Annotated in this window: 22 protein-coding genes; 10 read left to right on the forward strand and 12 right to left on the reverse strand. The window is 71.2% G+C overall.

From position 1 onward, the window contains the following. Window positions 1–700 (forward strand): AMP-binding enzyme (locus BLS56_RS27555; RefSeq protein ID WP_139191028.1); only part of this gene is annotated, 700 nt, incomplete at its 5' end. Between the two features lie 38 nt (window positions 701–738). Here the strand turns inward: BLS56_RS27555 and BLS56_RS27560 are convergent. Continuing rightward, window positions 739–1,455 (reverse strand): lysophospholipid acyltransferase family protein, encoded by a 717-nt coding sequence (locus BLS56_RS27560; RefSeq protein WP_091456767.1) that lies wholly within the window; start codon window positions 1,453–1,455, stop codon window positions 739–741. Between the two features lie 106 nt (window positions 1,456–1,561). Here BLS56_RS27560 and BLS56_RS27565 point away from each other — a divergent pair, with 106 nt between their 5' ends. The 4 genes from BLS56_RS27565 to BLS56_RS27580 all read left to right on the forward strand — a co-directional run bounded on the left by BLS56_RS27565 (window position 1,562) and on the right by BLS56_RS27580 (window position 5,088). Continuing rightward, the gene (locus BLS56_RS27565) at window positions 1,562–2,290 is read left to right on the forward strand and encodes a VIT1/CCC1 transporter family protein (protein WP_091456769.1); all 729 of its coding nucleotides are present in this window, start codon (window positions 1,562–1,564) and stop codon (window positions 2,288–2,290) included. Between the two features lie 86 nt (window positions 2,291–2,376). Continuing rightward, window positions 2,377–3,582 (forward strand): Na+/H+ antiporter NhaA, encoded by a 1,206-nt coding sequence (gene nhaA, locus BLS56_RS27570; RefSeq protein WP_091456772.1) that lies wholly within the window; start codon window positions 2,377–2,379, stop codon window positions 3,580–3,582. A gap of 64 nt (window positions 3,583–3,646) precedes the next feature. Further along, complete coding sequence (locus tag BLS56_RS27575) at window positions 3,647–4,132, forward strand: phage holin family protein (protein WP_091456774.1); 486 nt, start codon at window positions 3,647–3,649, stop codon at window positions 4,130–4,132. A 17-nt stretch (window positions 4,133–4,149) separates the two neighbouring features. Beyond that, window positions 4,150–5,088, forward strand: coding sequence for an alpha/beta fold hydrolase (locus BLS56_RS27580; protein ID WP_228771987.1), 939 nt, complete (start codon window positions 4,150–4,152; stop codon window positions 5,086–5,088). Between the two features lie 3 nt (window positions 5,089–5,091). Here the strand turns inward: BLS56_RS27580 and BLS56_RS27585 are convergent, their stop codons facing one another. From BLS56_RS27585 to nth, 4 genes are read right to left on the reverse strand one after another with little or no spacing between them, the layout of a single operon-like run. Beyond that, window positions 5,092–6,276, reverse strand: coding sequence for a MarP family serine protease (locus tag BLS56_RS27585; protein ID WP_091456777.1), 1,185 nt, complete (start codon window positions 6,274–6,276; stop codon window positions 5,092–5,094). 3 nt (window positions 6,277–6,279) lie between these two features. Continuing rightward, complete coding sequence (locus tag BLS56_RS27590; RefSeq protein ID WP_091456780.1) at window positions 6,280–6,972, reverse strand: NUDIX hydrolase; 693 nt, start codon at window positions 6,970–6,972, stop codon at window positions 6,280–6,282. Between the two features lie 58 nt (window positions 6,973–7,030). Then, window positions 7,031–7,633 carry a TlpA family protein disulfide reductase gene (locus tag BLS56_RS27595; RefSeq protein ID WP_091456782.1) on the reverse strand — a complete coding sequence of 201 codons (603 nt, stop codon included), beginning with the start codon at window positions 7,631–7,633 and terminating at the stop codon, window positions 7,031–7,033. Further along, window positions 7,630–8,346, reverse strand: a complete 717-nt coding sequence (gene nth, locus BLS56_RS27600) for an endonuclease III (protein WP_091456784.1) — start codon at window positions 8,344–8,346, stop codon at window positions 7,630–7,632. Before nth ends, BLS56_RS27595 begins: the two co-directional genes overlap by 4 nt. Before the next feature lie 213 nt (window positions 8,347–8,559). Between nth and BLS56_RS27605 the strand changes: the two genes are divergently transcribed. The 4 genes from BLS56_RS27605 to dnaN all read left to right on the forward strand — a co-directional run bounded on the left by BLS56_RS27605 (window position 8,560) and on the right by dnaN (window position 12,453). Further along, window positions 8,560–8,811, forward strand: a complete 252-nt coding sequence (locus BLS56_RS27605; protein WP_091456787.1) for a hypothetical protein — start codon at window positions 8,560–8,562, stop codon at window positions 8,809–8,811. Window positions 8,812–8,978: 167 nt separating this feature from the next. Beyond that, window positions 8,979–9,653 carry a Crp/Fnr family transcriptional regulator gene (locus BLS56_RS27610; protein ID WP_018683904.1) on the forward strand — a complete coding sequence of 225 codons (675 nt, stop codon included), beginning with the start codon at window positions 8,979–8,981 and terminating at the stop codon, window positions 9,651–9,653. Window positions 9,654–10,061: 408 nt separating this feature from the next. After that, window positions 10,062–11,303: an MFS transporter gene (locus BLS56_RS27615; protein WP_091456790.1), complete on the forward strand. Its 1,242-nt coding sequence runs from the start codon at window positions 10,062–10,064 to the stop codon at window positions 11,301–11,303. Window positions 11,304–11,355: 52 nt separating this feature from the next. After that, entirely contained in the window at window positions 11,356–12,453 is a 1,098-nt protein-coding gene (gene dnaN, locus BLS56_RS27620) for a DNA polymerase III subunit beta (protein ID WP_091456793.1), read from the forward strand. A 732-nt stretch (window positions 12,454–13,185) separates the two neighbouring features. Here dnaN and BLS56_RS27625 read toward each other — a convergent pair. The 3 genes from BLS56_RS27625 to abc-f all read right to left on the reverse strand — a co-directional run bounded on the left by BLS56_RS27625 (window position 13,186) and on the right by abc-f (window position 16,571). Continuing rightward, window positions 13,186–13,977 carry an MBL fold metallo-hydrolase gene (locus BLS56_RS27625; RefSeq protein WP_091456796.1) on the reverse strand — a complete coding sequence of 264 codons (792 nt, stop codon included), beginning with the start codon at window positions 13,975–13,977 and terminating at the stop codon, window positions 13,186–13,188. Next, window positions 13,974–14,846, reverse strand: coding sequence for an NUDIX hydrolase (locus BLS56_RS27630; protein ID WP_091456799.1), 873 nt, complete (start codon window positions 14,844–14,846; stop codon window positions 13,974–13,976). Before BLS56_RS27630 ends, BLS56_RS27625 begins: the two co-directional genes overlap by 4 nt. An 84-nt stretch (window positions 14,847–14,930) precedes the next feature. Further along, window positions 14,931–16,571, reverse strand: a complete 1,641-nt coding sequence (gene abc-f / locus BLS56_RS27635; RefSeq protein ID WP_228771988.1) for a ribosomal protection-like ABC-F family protein — start codon at window positions 16,569–16,571, stop codon at window positions 14,931–14,933. 149 nt (window positions 16,572–16,720) lie between these two features. Here abc-f and BLS56_RS27640 point away from each other — a divergent pair, with 149 nt between their 5' ends. Then, window positions 16,721–17,599: a Gfo/Idh/MocA family protein gene (locus BLS56_RS27640; RefSeq protein ID WP_091456804.1), complete on the forward strand. Its 879-nt coding sequence runs from the start codon at window positions 16,721–16,723 to the stop codon at window positions 17,597–17,599. A 188-nt stretch (window positions 17,600–17,787) separates the two neighbouring features. Here BLS56_RS27640 and BLS56_RS32935 read toward each other — a convergent pair whose 3' ends face one another. The 4 genes from BLS56_RS32935 to BLS56_RS27660 are packed head-to-tail and all read right to left on the reverse strand — an operon-like array spanning window position 17,788 to window position 20,078. After that, a complete protein-coding gene (locus BLS56_RS32935) occupies window positions 17,788–18,837 on the reverse strand; it encodes a hypothetical protein (RefSeq protein ID WP_091456806.1) in 1,050 nt (349 codons plus the stop codon). 28 nt (window positions 18,838–18,865) lie between these two features. Continuing rightward, on the reverse strand, window positions 18,866–19,465 hold the full coding sequence (locus BLS56_RS27650; protein ID WP_091456809.1) for a hypothetical protein: 600 nt from the start codon (window positions 19,463–19,465) through the stop codon (window positions 18,866–18,868). Next, window positions 19,462–19,920 (reverse strand): RidA family protein, encoded by a 459-nt coding sequence (locus tag BLS56_RS27655; protein ID WP_091456811.1) that lies wholly within the window; start codon window positions 19,918–19,920, stop codon window positions 19,462–19,464. Before BLS56_RS27655 ends, BLS56_RS27650 begins: the two co-directional genes overlap by 4 nt. Beyond that, window positions 19,920–20,078, reverse strand: coding sequence for a DUF4177 domain-containing protein (locus BLS56_RS27660; RefSeq protein WP_091380118.1), 159 nt, complete (start codon window positions 20,076–20,078; stop codon window positions 19,920–19,922). Before BLS56_RS27660 ends, BLS56_RS27655 begins: the two co-directional genes overlap by 1 nt. Window positions 20,079–20,091 lie beyond the last annotated feature (13 nt).

A 20,091-nucleotide genomic window follows, 5' to 3' on the forward strand; every position in this document is an offset into this window, starting at 1 on the left:
CATCATGATCAGCCCCCTCCCCGGCGTCACCCCCACCAAACCCGGATCAGCCCAGAAACCCCTGCCCGGGATCAGCGCCCTCGTCGTCGACGAACAAGGCAACCCCGTCCCCCACGGCTCCGGCGGCTACCTCGTCCTCGACAAACCCTGGCCCGCCATGCTCCGCGGAATCTGGGGCGACCCCGACCGCTACCAGAACACCTACTGGACCAAATACACCAACCACGGCTACTACTTCGCAGGCGACGGCGCCAAATACGACCACGACGGCGACATCTGGCTACTCGGCCGCGTCGACGACGTCATGAACATCTCCGGACACCGCATCTCCACCACCGAAGTCGAATCCGCCCTCGTCTCCCACCCCACCATCGCCGAAGCCGCCGTCGTCGGCGCCACCGACCCCACCACCGGCCAAGGCATCGTCGCCTTCGTCATCCTCCGCGCCACCGCCACCCCCACCCCCGACACCATCACCACCCTCCGCGAACACGTCGCCACCCAAATCGGACCCATCGCCAAACCCCGCCAAATCCTCATCGTCAACGAACTCCCCAAAACCCGCAGCGGCAAAATCATGCGCCGACTCCTCCGCGACGTCGCAGAAAACCGCGAAATCGGCGACACCACCACCCTCGCCGACACCACCGTCATGGACCTCATCACCAACGGGCTGAAGAACGCCCCCAGCGAGGACTGAGCCTCCGGGGCCCGCTGGCGAGCCTTGCGGGCCCCGGCTCAGCGGCTGGGCGGGCGCTCGCCACGCAGGTCAGCCAGCAGTTCGGTGATGGCGCGCATGACGCGTTTGGTCGCCTCGTCCAGGCTCTGGCGGTCGGTGGACGTGAGGTCGGACAGGTCTACCGGGTCGCCGGTAACGATGTTCACCGTCCGGCGGGGAAACACGCGCGGGAACTTCGCGGTGGCGGGCAGGACCGCGTGCGTGCCCCAGTTGACGACCGGGATCACCGGCGCGCCGGTCTCCAGCGCGACCCGGGCGACGCCGTTCTTGACCCGCGCGGAGGGCCAGTTGTCCGCGTCGTCGGAAAAGCCCGCCTCGGGGAAGAAGATCACGCACTCTCCGCGGCGGACAGCGTCAACGGCGCCGCGGTAAGCGTGTCGGGCCTGCGCCGTGCCGCGCTCGACCGGGATGTGTCCGCCGCCCGCGAGCACCTTCCCGACGACCGGTACGCGCCACAGGTCTGCCTTCGCCAGGTAGCGCGGGATTCGCCCGGCCGCCAGCGCGAACGCGGTGACCGTCACCGGGTCGGCGTAAGACAAGTGGTTGGACGCGAGCAGCACTCCGCCGCTCTTGGGCAGCTTCTCCCCGCCCCGGAAACGCAGCCGGGTGAAGATCGCCAGCAGCGGCCAGAGCACGTCGATGGCCAGACTGAACCAGAAACCGCGGCCACGCCGAGGCACCCGGAACATCAGCGAGACGGCCCGCCAAGTGCTCATCGGTTTACCGAGGTTCTCAGTGCTACCTGACTTCACTGGACACATCTTCGGCCACGGTCGCCGGGCGAAAGTGGTCGGGCTCCCCGAAGCGGCGGAGAATGCCCGGGTGTCCACCGAAAGCGAGATCCCGGGCGCGCACCGGAACGAACCGCACCACGGCGACCTGTCCGGCAGGCTCAACTGGCTGCGCGCGGGCGTGCTGGGCGCCAACGACGGCATCATCTCGACCGCGGGCCTCGTCGTGGGCGTCGCGGGCGCCACGACCGACCGCACGGCCGTCCTGGCGGCCGGGGTGGCAGGCCTGGTCGCGGGCGCGCTGTCGATGGCGGGTGGCGAGTACGTCTCGGTCAGCACCCAGCGCGACACCGAGCGGGCCGCGCTGCGCAAGGAGGAACGCGAACTCGCCGAGATGCCCGACGCCGAAGAGCGCGAACTCGCCGGGATCTACGAGGACAAGGGCCTGTCCCCCGAACTCGCCGCCCAGGTGGCCCGCGAGCTCACCGAGAAGAACGCGCTGCTCGCCCACGCCGATGCCGAGTTGCAGATCGACCCGGAGAACCTGACCAGCCCGTGGCAGGCGGCGTGGGCGTCGTTCCTGTCGTTCGCGGTGGGCGCGCTCATCCCGCTGATCGCGATCGCCCTGCCCCCGGTCGGCGCCCGCGTGTGGACGTGCATCGTCGCGGTGGTCGTCGGCCTGGTCCTGACCGGAGCGGTCAGCGCGCGGCTCGGCGACGCGCCCGCCGGACGGGCGATAGCGAGGAACGTGCTGGTAGGAACTCTTGCGATGGTCATCACTTATTACGTCGGAGTCCTGTTCGGCGTCACCGTCGGCTGACGATCGTGCGTTAGAGTCCCGTAAAGGTGCGCCGGGAAGCCTGGTCGGCAACAAGGCCGAACTGTCCGCTTACTCGGGAGTAACCTTTGTCACACCGCCGCCGCCGCAACACCCACACGCCCAAGGCTGTCGCGGAGTTCGCCCGCTTCCTGCGCACCGAGACGGTGGGTGGCCTGATCCTGCTCGCCGCGACGGCTGTCGCGCTGCTCTGGGCCAACTCCCCGGCAGGCGGGATCTACCAGGCGGTGCGCGACACCGAGATCGGCCCGCACCTGCTGCACCTGAACCTCAGCGTCGGCGACTGGGCCAAGGACGGCCTGCTCGCGCTGTTCTTCTTCGTCGCGGGCCTCGAACTCAAGCGCGAACTGGTCATCGGCGAACTCTCCAACGTCAAGGCGGCGGTGCTGCCCGCGATCGCCGCGCTCGGCGGCATGGTCGTGCCCGCGGTGATCGCGCTGTCAGTCGCCTGGGGAGACCCGCGCGCAGGCGATGTGTGGGCGGTCCCGGTCGCTACCGACATCGCGTTCGCGCTGGGCGTCTTGGCGCTGACGGGCTCCGGTATGCCTAACAGCGCGCGAGTGTTCCTGCTCAGCCTCGCGGTCGTCGACGACCTCGGCGCGATCCTGATCATCGCGGTCCTGTTCACCAGCACGTTCGACCTGATCGCGTTCGGCGTCGCGCTGCTGCTCATGGCGCTCTACTGGTACCTGCAGAAAAAGCGGGTCACCTCGACCTGGCTGTACGTGCCGCTCGCGGTGGCGGTGTGGGTCGCCGTGCACTCCTCGGGCGTGCACGCGACCGTGGCGGGCGTCGCGCTGGGCCTGCTCACCCGGGTCAAGCGGGACCCGTTCGAGAAGGAATCGCCCTGCCTGCGCCTGGAGCACCGGCTCCAGCCGTGGTCGGCCGGACTCGCCGTGCCGATGTTCGCGCTGTTCGCGGCAGGCGTCCCGGTGAACGCCGAGACGCTGAGCAAGCTGACGCACGACCGGATGGCGCTGGCGGTGATCATCGGCTTGGTCGTCGGCAAGCTCATCGGCATCACCGGCGTTTCCCTGCTCGCCGTGAAGCTCAAACTCGCCGTCATGCCACCGGACTTGGGCAAACGCGACCTCTTCGCGGTCTCGATGCTGGGCGGCGTCGGCTTCACCGTCAGCCTCTTGATCGCCGATCTTTCCCTGGACGGGGAGAACGCCGAACTGGCCAAGGCCGCCGTCCTGGTCGCCTCGGCCGTCGCGTCGCTGCTCGCCGCCGCTCTGCTGATCAAGCGGAGCAAGGCGCACCAGGACGACTGAGCAGGTGAGACAAGAAACGCGGAGTGACCAGCCCGGACGGCCACCGGGAGTCGAGCATGGCACGATGTCGCAGGTGACCAGCGCGCACGGAAACGCAGACGGTTCGGGGCTGCCACAAGTCCCCTCGATCCCCCTGGCTGACGACCGCGCCCTCGCGGCGGTCGGTGACCAGTCCATCGGGACCCTGGTCAAGGACGCCACGACCCACCTGTCGACCTTGGTCAGGGCAGAGGTCGAGCTGGCCAAGTCCGAGGTCACCAGAGAGATCAAGAAGGGCGTCAAGGGCAGCGTCTTCTTCATCGTCGCCCTGGTCGTCCTGCTTTACAGCTCGTTCTTCCTGTTCTTCGCGCTCGCCGAGATGCTGGCCGACTTCGGTTTGCTGCGCTCGGTCGCGTTCGGCGCGGTCTTCATCGCCATGCTGCTGTTCGCGACCCTGTTCGCGCTGCTGGGCTGGCGCAAGGTCCGCACTATCCGCGCGCCGGAACGCACGATCAACTCGGTCAAGGACACCGCCGCCGCGCTGACCCAACGCGGCGAACGCAAGCCCTGACGCGGGCAAGCAGCGCCGTGTTCGCCCGCCCGGATCCCTCGAGCGTCCGCATCGATGGGCCGTGGGCGCACCGGGACGTGTACGCGAACGGCATCCGCCTGCACGTCGCCGAGACCGGCGAGGGCCCGCTGGTGCTGCTGCTGCACGGGTTCGCCGAGTTCTGGTGGACCTGGCGGCACCAACTGACCGCGCTTGGCGACGCCGGGTTCCGCGCGGTCGCGGTAGACCTGCGCGGTTACGGCGACTCGGACAAACCGCCGCGCGGTTACGACGGCTGGACCCTCGCGGGCGACATAGCGGGTCTGGTCAAGTCTCTCGGCGAGAGCAAAGCGCATCTCGTGGGCCACGGCTGGGGCGGGCTTCTCGGCTGGACGGTAGCCGCCATGCACCCGCGTGTCGTGCGCTCGGTAAGCGCGCTGTCCGCGCCGCACCCACTGGCCCTGCGCGGCCAGATCCGCCGCACGGCTCTGCGCAGCCGACCGCACAACCAGGCCCGCGCGCTGGGCCACCTCTTCCGCGCCCAGGTCCCCATGGCCCCGGAGCGCTGGCTCACCCGCGACGGCGGGGCCACCGTCGAGACCCTGCTGCGCGGCTGGTCGGGCGAGCAGTGGCCGCGTTCCCGGGAGTTCGCCGAGGCCGCCGAGCGCTACCGCGACGCCGTGCTCGTCCAGGGCACCGCGCACTGCTCGCTGGAGTACTACCGGTGGGCGATGCGCTCGCAGTTGCGCGGCGAGGGCCGCCGGTTCAGCGAGGCGCTGGCCCGCACCGTCGACGTCCCCGTGCTCCAGGTCTACGGCGCCGCCGACCCGTGCGTGCTGGCCCGCACCCGCGACGCCTCCGGTCCGTGGATCGGCGGGCGGACCGAGAAGCACGAACTGGCGGGCATCGGGCACTTCCCGCACGAGGAAGCGCCCACCGCGACGAGCGAACTGCTCACCGGGTTCGTCAAGGGGTAGCGGTCAGCTCGCGCAGCGGCCCGTGCCGACCGGCTGCACCATCGACGGCGCCTGCCCCACCTCGGGGCGGATCTCGGCCGCGGTGAGCGCGAACCCGGTTTCCGAGTTGTCGACAGCGGCACCGAAGACGACGCCGATGACCTCGCCGCGCGTGTTCACCAGCGGACCGCCGGAGTTACCGCTGAGCACTTTGGCACGCAAAGTGAAGACATCGCGGTTGACCGTGGCCGAGTCATAGATGTCCGGACCGCGCAACGGGATGCGGTCGCGCACGCGCGCGGGTGAGGCCGTGTACGGGCCGTCCAACGGGTAGCCGAGCACGATGCCGTCCTGGCCGCTGGTGGCGTCGCCGGGCGCGAACGGCAGCGGCTGCGCGGCCAGACCGGGAACGGTCAGGATCGCCACGTCCGTCTGGGGGTCGTAGTGCACGACCCGGGCGCGCAGGGTTCGCCCGGCGGATTCCACGGTCACCTCGTCGGTGCCCGCGACCACGTGCGCGTTGGTCATCACCCGCTGCGGCGCGATCACGAACCCGCTGCCCTCCAGCGCCCGCTCGCACGACGGCGCCCTGGCGTTGATCTTGAGCACGCTCGGCCGGATCCGCTGGACCACATCGCTGGCCTGCAGCGCCGGGTCCGGCGGCTCGACCTCCTTGTTCGGCGTCCGGTTGAACGGGTCGACCGCGGCTGGGAAGCCGGAGACGTCCAGCAGCTGCCGCAGCTCGTTGGGCAGGCCGCGCGCCGCCTGCGGCATGACCTCGTTGACCCCGCCCAGGACAGCCGAGTCGTTGATCGCCGACGCCAGCCCGGGAAGCCCGCCGACCGTGGTCAACGGCACCCCGATAAGCCAGGACACGACAAACACGACAGCGCCCTGCACGACAGCGCCCAACGCGCTGTCGACCCCGACGAACTTGGGCGAGGAGATCTTCTGCCGGATGGTCCTCCCGACCCACACACCGAACGTCTCGCCCAACGCGACCAGCAGGACGAAGATCGCGACCGCGAAGGCCACCCTGGTCGGCGTGGACTCGATCCGCTCGACCACGAGCGGCGCGACCTTGATCCCGGCGATCGCGCCGATCAGCACCCCGATGAAGGCGGGCAACGCGGTGATCACGCCTTGTCTCGCGCCCGAGACCGCCGCCAGCACGGCGAGCGCGACGACAAGCACGTCCACCCAGTTCACGCCCTAGACCTCCGCGCTTCGGGGACCGATGGTGCGCCACGCTACGTCAAGGTCGCGCACATCGGCGGAATCCCACTCCCGCTCCCACCCGCCGACGGCGAGCAGCATGGTCAGCAGGCCTGCGGTGAAACCCCAGATCACCATGCCCGGAGCGGCGAACGCGGGCCCGACATACCCCGACGGGTGCCTTACCTGAAACCGGTTAGCCGGGTCGGCCAGGTCGGCCAGCGGCACCCGGGCGACGGCCTGCGTCTCGGCGGGGTCGACGGCTCGCACCGGACTCGGCGACACCCAGTGCGCCAGCACCGGAGCCACGTCGAACCGGGACACCGGGACGTGCAGCTTCGGCAGCAGCGCCACCGGGCGCACCCCGGCCGGGTCGAGCCCGGTCTCCTCGACCGCCTCGCGCAGCGCCGTGGCCACCGGGCCGTCGTCGCCCGGCTCTGCCGCGCCACCGGGGAAGGCGACCTGCCCGGAGTGCTTGCCGCCGGTGTCCGCGCGCAGCTGGAACAGCAGGTCAGGGCCGTGCGCGGGGTCCTCGCCGAGCAGCATCAGCACCGCGGCGTCGCGCGCGTCGGGCCCGGGGGCGGCGAACCGGCGCCACAGGTTCTCGTCCAGGTCGGCGGTGGCCGCGACCAGCGGGCGCAGCCAGTCCGGCAACTCATCCAGGTCGACCAGCGGTCCATGCGTGATCATCGCGCCACCTCAGCGGTTCGATGGCCTCCCGGTGTCACGGATTCGCTCGCAAGCTCACTCACCGGGCTCCTCCGAGGTAGCGGCTCACGGCCTCGCGAATGTCGTCCACGCCGCGGAAAACCCGGGGCTGGCCGATGAAGGTGACCGTGCCGTCCGCGGCGACCAGGTAGGACGCTGGCAGCGCGTCGGGCACCTTGAGTCCCCGTTCGACCGACCCGTCGCGGTCCAGCAGGTTCGGGAAGCGCACATCGAGGGTGTGCAAGAGGTCCAGCACGTCCTTCGGCGGACTCTTGATCGCCACCCCGACCACGTCCACCGCGTCTGGGCTTGCCGCGTACTCGGCAAGCAGCGGCAACTCGTCCCGGCAGGGCGGACACCAGGTAGCCCACACATTCACCAAGACGGCCCGCCCACCCAAGACGTTGCTCACGACTACCCGCGAACCGTCAGCCAGGCACTCGGCCCGCGCTTCCCGCAGCGCGGTAGGCCCGCCCGCGCCCACCGGACACGGCTCAAGCGCGGCCGCCACCCGCGCGGCGGTGAGGTCGGGCTCGGGCGGCGCGGCCACCGGCCCCGGATCGGCGCCCCTCGGCCACACCGCCACCACCCCGGCGACCAGCAGGACCACCGCGACCAGCACCCACCTCGCCCGTGCGGTCACCCGGTCGACTTCCCCGGGCGGTAGCCGTCGCGGGTGCGCTCGGCGAGGGCGATCAGGTGGTCGGCCTCGGCGCCCTTGACCAGCTTCGCGGCCTGCTCCGGCTCGGTCGGGCCGATGCCGAACGACGGGCAGTCGCGGTAGAGCAGGCACGCCCCGCACGCCGGTTTGCGCGCGTGGCACACGCGGCGGCCGTGGAAGATCACCCAGTGCGACAGCATGGTCCAGTCCTTGCGCGGGACCAGCGCGCCGACGGCGTGCTCGACCTTGACCGGGTCCTCTTCCTCGGTCCACCGCCAGCGCCGGACCAGCCGCCCGAAGTGCGTGTCGACCGTGATCCCGGGCACACCGAAGGCGTTGCCGAGGATCACGTTGGCCGTCTTGCGGCCAATGCCCGGCAGCGCCACGAGTTCGACGAGGGTTTTCGGCACCTCGCCGCCGTGCTTCTCCACCAGCGCCGCACCCAGGCCGATAAGAGAGGTGGTCTTGTTCCGGTAGAACCCGGTAGGCCTGATCAGTTCTTCCAGCTCGACTCTGTCCGCGCTCGCATAGTCGGCGGCTGTGCGGTAGCGGGCGAACAGCGCGGGGGTGGTCTCGTTGACCCTCTTATCCGTGCACTGCGCGGACAAGATAGTCGCCACGGCCAGTTCCAGCGGCGTGGTGAAGTCCAGCTCGCAATGGGCGTCGGGATAGCCCTCCGCCAGCGCGCGCGTCATCCGCCGCACCCTCCTGGTCACCGAGAGCGCGGACTCGCCGTCCGCGGCGGCTGCTGCCCGGGGCGGGCGTCGGGTGGTGGGAGGCACATCGCTAGCCTACGGGCCGTCGAACAACCCGAAATGTGCCCTAGACGTCTACCAGGCCGATGTCGACAGCCGAGACCGCGGGCGGGTCCCGGCACGGAGTGAGAACGAGCGAGGATCGACGACACCATGGCTGTCTGGTTCGTGTTCGCGGTACCCGTAGTGATCATGTTCTTCGCGCTGTTCATGGAACGCGTCGAAGCCAGGTTGCGCCACGTCGCGGTCCAGGAGACCGACGTCGAGGAGTTCCTGGAGTCGGCCCGCCCCGACGAGGTCCGTGCGCTCTACGGCCACGGCATCGGCCGCGCGCTGGAGCTGTTCCGGCTGCGCAGGCTCGGCGGGCGCGCGGCGAAACTACGAGGTCGCCGGGGGCGCGACTAGGCTGACTAGGCTAAGGTCATGCGGCTAGGGCGGTGATTGGCGCGTCGGAGGTCCACAACGGACTGAGGGCGAGCCGCCCCCGGACTGTCCGGGCACACGCCCTACACTGCATATTGTGATCGGCGACGCAGCCTTCGCGACCGCCGGGTTGAAACAGGAGGACCGAGGTGGATGAGACCCTGGCCCGTGCGGGCATCTTCCAAGGGGTCGAGCCGGCCGCTGCGGAAGCGCTAGCACAGACGCTCGAGGCAGTGGAGTTCCCCCGGGGACACGTGATCTTCGCCGAGGGCGAGCCCGGCGATCGGCTCTACATCATCCAGTCCGGCAAGGTGAAGCTCGGCCGCAAGTCCCCGGACGGCCGCGAGAACCTGTTGGGGATCTTCGGCCCGTCCGACATGTTCGGCGAGCTGTCGATCTTCGACCCCGGCCCGCGCACGTCGACGGCGACCACGGTCACCGAGGTGCGCGCGGTGACGATGGACCGGCCCGCGCTGCGGCAGTGGATCGCGACCCGCCCGGAGATCGCCGAGCAGTTGCTGCGCGTAATCGCCCGCAGGCTGCGCCGGACCAACGGAATGCTGGCCGACCTGATCTTCACCGACGTGCCCGGCCGCGTGGCCAAGGCGCTGCTGCAGCTCGCCCAGCGGTTCGGCAGCCAGGAGGCGGGCCTGCTGCGGGTCACCCACGACCTCACGCAGGAAGAGATCGCCCAGTACGTCGGCGCTTCCCGTGAGACCGTGAACAAGGCCTTGGCCGACTTCGCGCACCGCGGCTGGCTGCGCCTGGAGGGCAAGAGCGTGCTGATCCTCGACCCCGAGCGGCTCGCGCGACGCGCCCGTTAGACATCTTGAGACAAGAGGGGCCCGGTCACCTGGTGACCGGGCCCCTCTTGCGTCGACGTGACGAGAGGCCGGGCGCCGCCCCCGACGCGGCGCACCGACCTCTCGCTGTGCGCGAACCATCCCCCGACGGCCCACGCTCCCCGCCCTCCGGACCAGGCCCCGACCCGTTGCCGGAGGGAACTCGCGGTGTTTGTTGCTGAGAGAACCATCGCACGGACTCCTACCCAGACCTCAAGGGTTTTCGCCCGTATTCACCCTCAGAGACTCCGTTCGCCCCGGTTTCGTTGCGCGGGTTCTACGCGTAACGGCATGACTGTTATCCACTTGAGACATACCACCGGATCGGGTGGCGGAAACCACCGGATATTTAGTGGTACGGCCGTACCGAAAACCGGCATACTGGTACGCATGTCCCACTCCTCCGGCCTCGCCGAGTACCGGGCCGCCCTCACCACCCCCGGAGCGCGCGGCCCGGTCCTGGCCGCCCTGATCGGCCGGATGCCGATCGCCATGGTGGGGCTGTCGCTGCTGCTCTACGTCCAGCGCGCCACCGGCTCCTTCGCCACCGCCGGGCTCGTCTCGGCGGGCGCGCTGATCGGCGTCGCCGTCGGGTCGGTGCTCCAGGGCCGGATCATGGACCGGATCGGGCCGTCCCGGCCGCTGTTGGTCACCAGCGCCGTCTTCGCGGTCCTCGTCACCTCGGGCGTGCTGGCCATCGAGTCCCGCGCGGCGACACCGGTCCTGATCGCGCTCGGTGTCGGCATCGGACTGTCCGAACCGATGACCGGCTCCGCGTCCCGGGCGATGTGGACCCGGCTGACACCACCCGGACCCACGCGCGACGCCGCGCTGGCCTACGAGGCGATCAGCATGGAGGTCTTCTTCATCCTCGGCCCCGCCGTGTCGGGTCTGCTCCTCGCGGCGCCCTGGGCGGGCACCGGAGTGGTCGTCGGCGCGTCCTGCATGATCTTCGGCGGCGTCTGGTTCGCGCTCACCCCGACCATCCGCCGGTTCCGGCCAGCGGGCGACGAACCGAGGGGCCGGGGCCTGCTCGGCGCGCTGGGCAGCCCCGGTATGCGCACGCTCGCGCTGGCCGCCATGGGCTTCGGCGTGACCATCGGGTTCATCGAGGTCGCGGTCCCGGCCGCGGCGAACGCCGCGGGCAACGCGCCCGCTGGCGGTTTGCTGCTCGGCCTCTGGTCGGTCAGCTCGGTGATCTTCGGCGTGCTCTACGGGGTGCGGCCGTGGCCCCGGGCGATGCGCCTGCGGCTGCCCGTGCTGCTCGCCGGGTTCTCGCTGCTGCTGGCGCTGCTCGCGATTCCGACCTCGCTGCTGGGCCTGGCGCTGGCGCTGCTGGTCGCCGGAACCCTGGTGACCCCGCAGGCCACCACGCACTCGGCGGCGATCGAACTGGTCGCGCCGCAGAACACGGCCACCGAGGCGTTCGGCTGGGTGATCACCTCGGTCACCCTCGGACTGGCTTTCGGCCAGTCGGTAAGCGGGCAGCTGGTGGAGCACGTCGGCGTGTGGTCGTCCTACCTGGCGGCGGCGGCCGTCGGCCTGGTGTTCGCCGCGGTCGTCTACGCGCGTCGGCGGACCGTGGGAGAGCCCGCCCATCCGATCGAGAGCCGGTCGCCAGCCCTCGTCTGAGCCCTGTGGATAACTTCCGAGGCCTGTCGGTGCCCCTCGGTAACTTCGAGGCATGGACCTGACCGCAACCACCCAACACCTCGCCAGCGCGGCCGCCGACCTCGTGCGGCTCGTGCCGGGGAAGCTGATCGACCCCGTGCTCAGCGGTGTCCTGCTCACCGCCGACGCGCACGGCGTCGTGCTGGGCGCAAATGACCGCGAACGCACGGCCCGCGTGTCCCGCGGCGCGCTTGTCCACACGGAGGGGCGGGTCTTAGTGCCCGCGAAACCACTGGCCGAGACACTGCGCGCGCTCACGCAGCCCCAGGTGCGGCTGGTCGTCGAGGGCAGCAGGCTCGCCATCCGCGCCGACGGCGCCCGGTTCGCCCTCCCCCTGCTCGACGTCGACCTGCACCCCGGCGCGCCCGAGAGCGCCGTGGGCGGCAGCACGGTCTCCGGCTCCCAGTTCGCCGCCGCCCTGGCCACGGTCGCCACCACCGCGTCCAGGGACGAGGCCCTGCCGATCTTCACCGGCGTCCGGCTGCGCTCCGAGGGCGACCGCCTGGTCCTCCGCGCGACCGACCGCTACCGCATGGCCATCGCCAGCGTCCCCTGGTCGGCCGACACCGAGATCGACCTGATGGTCCCGGCCGCCCTCCTCGCCGAGGTGGGCAAACAGGTCGCGCACATCGACCGCGTCACCCTCCAGGCCACCGAGAACCACCTAGCCCTGGCCTGGTCCGACACGGTCGTCACCACGGCGGTCCTGGACGGCTCCTTCCTCAGCGAGACCAAACTCGCCCTCTCCGACGCCGACACCCACATCGAGGCGGACGCGGACACCCTCACCGCCGCCACCCGCCGGGTAGCCCTCTACAGCGACCCCCGAGGCGTGGTCCAACTGGAAGCGGGCGACACCGAACTCCGCCTCCGCGCCACCGACCACCAGGCAGGCGAAGCCGAGGAACCGGTCAAGGCCACCATCACCGGCGGCCGCACCAGCCCGTCCTTCCAGTCCCGCTACCTACTCGACGCCTTACGCCCCTTCGCGGGCACGCGAGTCCGCCTCGCGATCCAACCCGGCATGCGGGCAACCGTCCTGACCGCGGTGGACCCAGGGGAGGTGGACCTGCGCTACATCCTCATGCCCATGCTGCCGCCCAAGGTTTGACCCACCCCCGACTTGACTGACCGCCGCCACCACACCGAGTCCACGCCGCGCAGGACAGCCGTGCCCCGGCACGGCGACCAGGCCAGGCCAGGCCAGGGCACGGCACGGCACGGCCTAGTGCCAACACGGCGACGCAGTCAACGGCTCCGGTCAGCCACGCGGCCACACCACACCCGACCCACGCCCGGCAAGTCGACCTGTCGGCCAGGCCTAGGCAGGCAGCGAATCGCTTCGGACAACGGACGGCCAAGGCCGGACAGCGCCTCAAGCCGCGAGGGGGCCGCCAGGCCCCCAAGCGACGCCTCACCGGAGTGACCACAGGCATCGGAGTAACCACTGGCATCGGCGCGGGAAGCGGTCGGGCGTCGGGGGTGAGGCTGTTGTCGTGCCGGAGGCCGCTAGATGTTCGAAGGTTGGCGGAGCACACCACCTGCCCTGCCCTGCCCTGCCCTGCCCTGCCCTGCCCTGCCCTGCCCTGCCCTGCCCTGCCCTCAAGCGAGCGAAACAGCACACCCGCCTTCCTGCCAACCGCACCGACGCCCGCCCAGTGCTCGATGGGGTGGAGTGGTTTCTTCGGGGGTGAAGGAAGATCCCTGAACTCGCCGTGGTCGTGGGGCCGAAGGCTCCCCACCCGTCTTTCCCACGACGGGATCTTCCTTCGTAGGGGCCCCGAAGAAACCACTCCACCCCATCGAGCCAACCAGCACAGCCACGCCCCCGCAGAAGCCCAGATCAGTCAAACGACCGCAAGTAATCCAACTGCGCTCGAACAGACCACTCAGCAGGCCCCCACAGGGACTGGTCCACATCGGCGTACACGATTTCGACCACCTGGCGAGCAGTGGCCCGGGGCCCGAGAACCCGCAGGGCAGCCCGAATCTGATCCAAGCGCTGTTCCCGGTGCGACAGATACTCCCGAGCCACCGCAGACAAGTCAGGCAGGTCCGGCCCATGGCCGGGAAGGACCTTCGCGCCTGGCCGATGACGCGAGAGGGTGCGCAGCGAGTCCAGGTACGCGCCAAGCGCCCCATCCGGTGGGGCGATGACCGTAGTCCCCCGGCCGAGCACAGTGTCGCCGGTCAGAACCGCCGTCTGGCCACCGTGGTCAACAGTCAGGCACAGCGAGTCGGCGGTGTGCCCCGGAGTGTGCAGGACTTCCAGGTCCAAGCCCGCGAGGGTGACCACCTCACCGTCCCGCAGGGGTGCCTCGGCGACGCAGAGGGCTGGGTCGAAGGCTCGGACCGGGGCGCCGGTGCGGCGGGCCAGCCAGGGGGCGCCTGCCACGTGGTCCGGGTGGTGGTGGGTGATCAGCACCGCCTCGACCTGGCCCGCGGCGGTGATGATCCGCTCCAGGTGGGGCTCGTCCTCATATCCGGGGTCGACCACGACGCAGCCTGGGGCGCCGGGGGCGCGCAGGAGCCAGGTGTTGGTGCCGTCGAGGGTCATCGTGCTCGGGTTGTCCTCCAACAACACCGAGGCGAACGGCGTGACCTCGCGGACGACGCCGTAGGCGGGGTGGGTCATCGGTGGTCCAGTCGGTCGTCGGGGCGGGCGTCGAGGTGGTTGGCCGCGCCCGGGTAGGCCGGGTCGGTGGGCAGGACCACGCGGATGCGGCTGCCGTCGCGGACGACCTTGGGGATGATCTTGTCGACGGCGCGGTCGGCGGCCATGGCCGCGGCGACCGAGCCGCGGTCGTGCAGTTCCGCGAGGGACATCCAGGTCGGTGGGAGCAAGGCGCGGGCGCCCTGTTTCCAGTCTTCGATGGCGTCGGCGGGGAGTTGCCAGGCGGCGTCCTCTGCCTCGGTGGTGTCACCGTCGGCGCGCTGGCCCTCGGGCATGGCGGCGAGGAAGAAGCGGGTGTCGTAGCGGCGCGGCTCCTCGGCCGGGGTGACCCAGTTGGCCCACGGGCGCAGCAGGTCGGCCCGCAGCACCAAGCCGTTGTCGGACAGGAACTCGGCCAGCGAGTACTTCCGGTCGACCAGGTCCTGCCGGGCGGCGTGGAAGGGCCGGGTGTCGGACACGACGCTGGCGGCGTCCGGACCGGCCAGCAGCACCCCGGACTCCTCGAATGTTTCCCGCACCGCCGCGCACACCAGCGCCCGCGCCAGCCCCTCCGCGCACCCGAACCGGGCCGCCCACCACGCTGGCTCCGGCCCGTGCCAGGCGATCGAGACGTCCGCGTCGCGCCGGTCGACGCCGCCGCCGGGGAACACCGTCATGCCCCCGGCGAACGCCATGCCCACGACCCGGCGGAGCAGGAAAACCTCCAGGCCCGCCGCGGCGTCCCGGACCAGCATCACCGTCGCCGCGTCCTTGGGGACGACGGGCGGGTCGGGCGCGACCGGGGGCACGAGTCCCTCCGGCAGGACCAGTTCCTCGGGCAACTCCAGCACGCCCCGACCCTACGCGGCCAGCCCGCCCCGACACGGTGCCATCGCCCACACCGACGACAGCCACCAGGCGGTCGACGCCTTGCCTCAGCTCACCCGAAGGCGGCTCTCACCAGAACAAACGCCCCCGCCCACGCGCCAGGTGTGCGTGGGGTCGAGCCGGTCGGCGAAGTACTGGTCGTGGGTCACCACCACCAAAGTGCCGCGGAAAGCCCGCAGCGCCTCCTCCACCACGTCCAGGGAATCGAAGTCCAGGTGGTTCGTCGGCTCGTCGAGCAGCAGCAGCTCCGCGCCTGAGTTGACCAGGCACGCCACCAGCAGCCTGCGGATCTCCCCCGGCGAGAACCGGTGCAGCGGCCTGCGGATGGCGTCCGCGTCGAACAGGTACGTGTCGAGCAGGGCCTCGGCGTCCTCTTCATACAACGCGAGCTTCCCGCGCAGGTACGACAACGGGCTCGCGGTCATCGGAAGGTCGTCGTGGACCTGCGGCAGGTATCCCACCTGCGCCAAGACCTCGACCGTGCCCGCCGCCGGAGTGAGTTCGCCGCTAAGAGCCCGCAAGAGGGTGCTCTTACCGCCGCCGTTGGTCCCGGTCACGACGACGCGGTCGCCGCCTGCAATGGTGAGATCCACGCCGTCGAGCACCGTGCGGTGGGCCAGGTCGAGTCGGGCGGACGACAGACGGGCCACGGTCAGCGCCGGGTCCGACTCGGCGGCCAGGTCGACCACCAGGCGCGGCCGTTCGGTCGGTCGCGCGATCCACGCCGTCGACCGCATCTGCCTGCGCAGCCGTCGTTCCCTGGCCTTGGCCTTCTTGGCGACCTTCTTCGCGTACCGGCGCAGGCGGTCGTTGTGGGTCGACTGCTCGACCCCCAGGGCCTGGCCCCGGGTGCGCTCGATGTCGGCTTCGAGCCGCAGTCGGGCCTTTTCCTGCGCCTCGAAGTCGGTCAGCAGCTTCTGCCACCGCCGGGCGCGCTCGGCCCGGTAGTCGGTGTAGCCGCCGGTGTACCACTGCGGCTCGGTGTGGATGCCGTCCAGCTCCATGATCCGGTGGACGGTTCGGTCCAGGAACGCGCGGTCATGGCTGACGATCACCACACCGCCGCGATACCGCGAGAGATAGTCGCCCAGCCAGGCGACGCCCGCCGCGTCGAGGTGGTTGGTCGGCTCGTCGAGCAGGAGCAGCGGCGGGTCGCGCAGCAGCAGGCGGGCCAGCATGAGCCGGGCCTGCTGGCCGCCGCTGACCCGCGACATCGGCGTCTCGTCCGGCAGGTCGGCGATGCCGAGGCGGTCCCGCAGTTCGGCGATGCGCGACTCGAACTCCCAGCCGGACAACGCTGTCCACTCGTCCACCGCGTCGCCGTAAGCGCTGAGCGCCGACGGGTCTGTGGCCAGCGCCGACTCCAGCGCGCGCATCCGCTGTCGGACGGCGTGCATCTCGGCCAAACCGCTCGCCAGGTAGTCGCCGACGCGAACGGACGGGTCGGGGATCTCCTGTTCGAGGAAACCGACCTCGGCGGGCGCGGCCAGGTGGCCGTTGTCGGGGCGGATCTGGCCCGCGAGCAGGCGCAGCAGCGTGGACTTGCCGACGCCGTTGGGCCCGACGACACCGAGCCGTTCACCGGGGCCGAGGGTGAAGCTGACCTCGTCGAAGAGGGGTTCGCCGTCGACGCCCGCGCTGAGCCGGTCGGCTTTGAGGACGGCGTGGAGCATTACGGAAGCAGTCAAGAGGACTCCTGGAGCCACAGACGGAGGCGGCACGCACTCGACTGGTGCGGCGCTGAGGTCGACGTCTTGTGCTCATCAGTTGCCCATGACACGAAGGATGCCGACCGGGGGCGCGGGGCCGCAACCGAATTAACGGCAGGATGGTCGGCATGAGCGGAGACGTGCTGCGGGTCGGACTGGTCGGGGCGGGGCCGTGGGCGCGGGCGGTGCACGCGCCGGGCCTGGCGAGCCACCCGGCCTTCGAACTCGCGGCGGTGTGGGCCCGCCGCCAGGAGGCAGCCGCCGAGGTGGGCGCGCCGGTCGCGGCGGACTTCGACGCCCTGCTGTCCACTGTGGACGCGGTGGCGTTCGCCGTGCCGCCGTCAGTCCAGGCCGAACTGGCGCCGCTGGCGGCGCGGGCGGGCAAGCACGTGCTGCTGGAGAAGCCGCTCGCGACCACGGTCGCCGACGCGCGCCGGGTGGCCGACGCGGTGGACGGGGCCGGGGTGGCCTCGATCGTGGTCTTCATCCGCCGGTTCGCCCCGGAGACCGTCGCCTGGCTTGACGACGTCCGCGCGGCGGGCGCCTGGTCCGGCGGCAGCGCCCGCTGGCTGTCCGGCGCCCTGCTCGGCGGCGCCTACTCCGGCTCCCCCTGGCGACAGGAGGGCGGCGCGCTGACCGACATCGGCCCGCACGTCCTCGACCTGCTCGACGCCGCCCTCGGCCCGATCACCGAGGTGCTTTCCGCCCACCACGCCGACCCTGACCTCTGGCACCTGACCCTCGCCCACGACACCGGCGCGACGAGCACCGCGACCCTGTCGATGCGCCTGCCCATGCGCCCCACCGTCACCGACATCTCCGTCTACGGCGACAACGGCTACCGCGAACTGGTAGGCCGCGCGACACCACCGCAAACCTCTTACGCGGCCCTGCTGGACGACTTCGCGAAGATGGTCCACTCCAGCCAAACCGAACACCCGCTGAACGTCCACCGGGGCGTGCGCGTCCAGGAACTCCTCCACGCGGTCCAGACAACCCTGCGGTAAGCGCTGCTCCGGCGAGTTATCCACAGGCGCGGCGCATCCCCTTCCCCGCGCTGACCTGCGACGATAGGATGGAGCAGGGCACGGCCCCCAGGGCGGGTGGGGTTTGTTGTGGGCCGGGGCGCGGGCTTTGTGACGGGCTCGGGCAGGTGGGGCGTCGGGCTTGGCGGCAGGTCGGCCCGGTGTGCGATTCAGTTCTTGGTGCGCTTGTCCGGGGGCGGTAGCGGGGTGCCGTTGACCATCGTGGGGCCGCCTGCTTCCTGCCAGTCGAACGGCGGGGTTCCGCTGCTCTCCAGGTCGCCCTGCCAGCCGGGGTGGGCGGGGTCGGTTTGCTCGCGGCGGGCCAGTTCCTCCTGGAGTTGGCGCAGGAGGCCTAGTTCCTGGTCGTTGAGGGACTCGTCCGGCTGGGGCGCGGGCGCGTCGGGGGTCCAGGTGGGCGGCTGGGGGTCGGCGGTGGCGCTTTTGGAGTCGGCGGTGCGGCGTTTGGCGCGGGACGGCTTCGCGACGGGGGCTGTCAGTTGCACCTCCGGTTTCGTCCCGGAGCCGGGTGGGGCGGGGGCGGGCGGGGGCATCGGCGGCGGCGACACGGGCGCGGGCTTCTTGCGGGAGACCGGGACTTCGGTCGCGTAGCGCATGGCCGTGTGGTGGTAGTCGGTCGGCTCCGCGCCGTCGCGGAGGACTTCGACGGAAGCCGTGATGCCCGCGCGGCGTAACGCGTGCTCGACCCGGTAGGCGGTGGCGGGGGCGGAGCCCGATGGGCCGACGCCGATGAGGACGACGCGGTGCGGGACCGCGCCGGTGGCGGCCCCGGACGGGGTCAGCCGCCAGACCGCCCACACCGCGCGGATGTCGGGGAGTGCGGCGATGACGCGGTCGGCTGCTTCCGCGATGCCCTGTTCCGCGCCGACGCCGTCGACCTTGCCGCCCGCGAAGCGGTGCGCGGTGACCAGGGACGGCTCGGCGACCGTGAGGCGCGCGACGACGGCCGGGTCGCAGTGGGCAGCGGCGAACAGGGCCAGCAGCTCGTCCCGCTCGGCCGCGCCGACGGCGACCGGGCCCGCGGCGAGGCAGCCCGCGATGAGTTCCAGCGCGCGGTCGACCTCGGCGGAGGCCACCAGTTCCCGCGCGTCGGCCAGCGCGTCGTCGTCCAAGCGGCCCGCGAGGGCGATCAGGAGGTCGTGCACCCGGACGGGCAACGCGACCCCGGACCAAGAACCCTTGCCTGCGGCGACCTGCGTCACGATCTGTTCCCCTCCCACTCGTCCAGCGCTAACTGGGAACCAGGTGGCCTTCGGCGACCAGCGGTTCCGAGGCCGCCAGCGCGGCCAGGTGATACCGCGGCAGGTCCATGCCCTGGGGCAGCACCTCGACCGCGGGCTCGTAGGTGCCCAGCGCCCGCAGCACCCGCTGCAGCTCCCCCGTGAGCCGCGTGCCGTCACCGGTCACGGTGACCAGGACGACCCGGGCGACCGACCCGGCCGCCGCTCGGCGGCGCCAGCTCGACCGCGCCTCGACCACCTCGGGCCGACCGCGCAGCAGCGCGCCGAGCACCACCGCGACCGAGTCGCCCAAGCTCACCCAGTCAGGTGACTCCGCGGAGAAGGTGTAGTCGAGTTCGGTGATTTCGTCCACCCACGGCAGGGCGTTGAGCCGTTCCGGGTCGGCTCCCGCGGGCAGCAGCGCGGACCCGAGCAGCCGCGATTCCGTGGGGGTGATGCCGACGCGTTCGCGCAAGAGGGTCAGCGGTAGGGCCCGAGCGACGGCGTCTACCGCGCCCGCGGAAAGCCAGTCGCGGAACCGCCAGAGCTGCCGGTCGCTGAGCCTTCCGGCGAGCCGGAGAAGCAGTTCGTGGGTCTCCTGGACACTCACGACGAAACCTCCACCACCAGTTCGACCTCGACCGGGACACCCAGCGGCAGTTCGGCGACGCCGACCGCGGACCGGGCGTGCTTGCCCTGTTCGCCGAACACCTCGGCGAACAGGTCGGAGGCGCCGTTGAGCACGGCCGGTTGGCCGGTGAAGCCCTCCGCGGAGGCGACGAACCCCACCACCTTCACCACCCGGACGATCGCGTCGATGCCCACCAGGCCGTCGACGGCGGCGAGCGCGTTGAGCGCGCACACCCTGGCGAGCTTCTGCGCTTCCTCGGGGCTGATCTCGCTGCCCACCTTGCCGGTCGCCGCGACCGCGCCGTCGACCAGCGGGACCTGGCCCGCGGTGAAGACCAGCGAGCCGGTGCGCACGGCCGGGACGTAGGACCCGGCTGGCGTGGGGACGGGCGGAAGTTCGATGCCGAGTTCGACGAGCCGCTCTCGCCAGCCCATCAGGCCCCCTTGGGACGCTTGAGGTAGGCGACCATCTGCTCGCCGGTGGGCCCGGGCACCACCGAGACGAGTTCCCAGCCGTCCTCGCCCCACTGGTCGAGGATCTGCTTGGTCGCGTGGATCAGCAGCGGAACGGTGGCGTATTCCCACTTCGTCATGAGCGGCAGCCTA

The organism is Actinokineospora iranica, from assembly GCF_900101685.1.
In the GTDB taxonomy this organism is placed as follows: domain Bacteria; phylum Actinomycetota; class Actinomycetes; order Mycobacteriales; family Pseudonocardiaceae; genus Actinokineospora; species Actinokineospora iranica.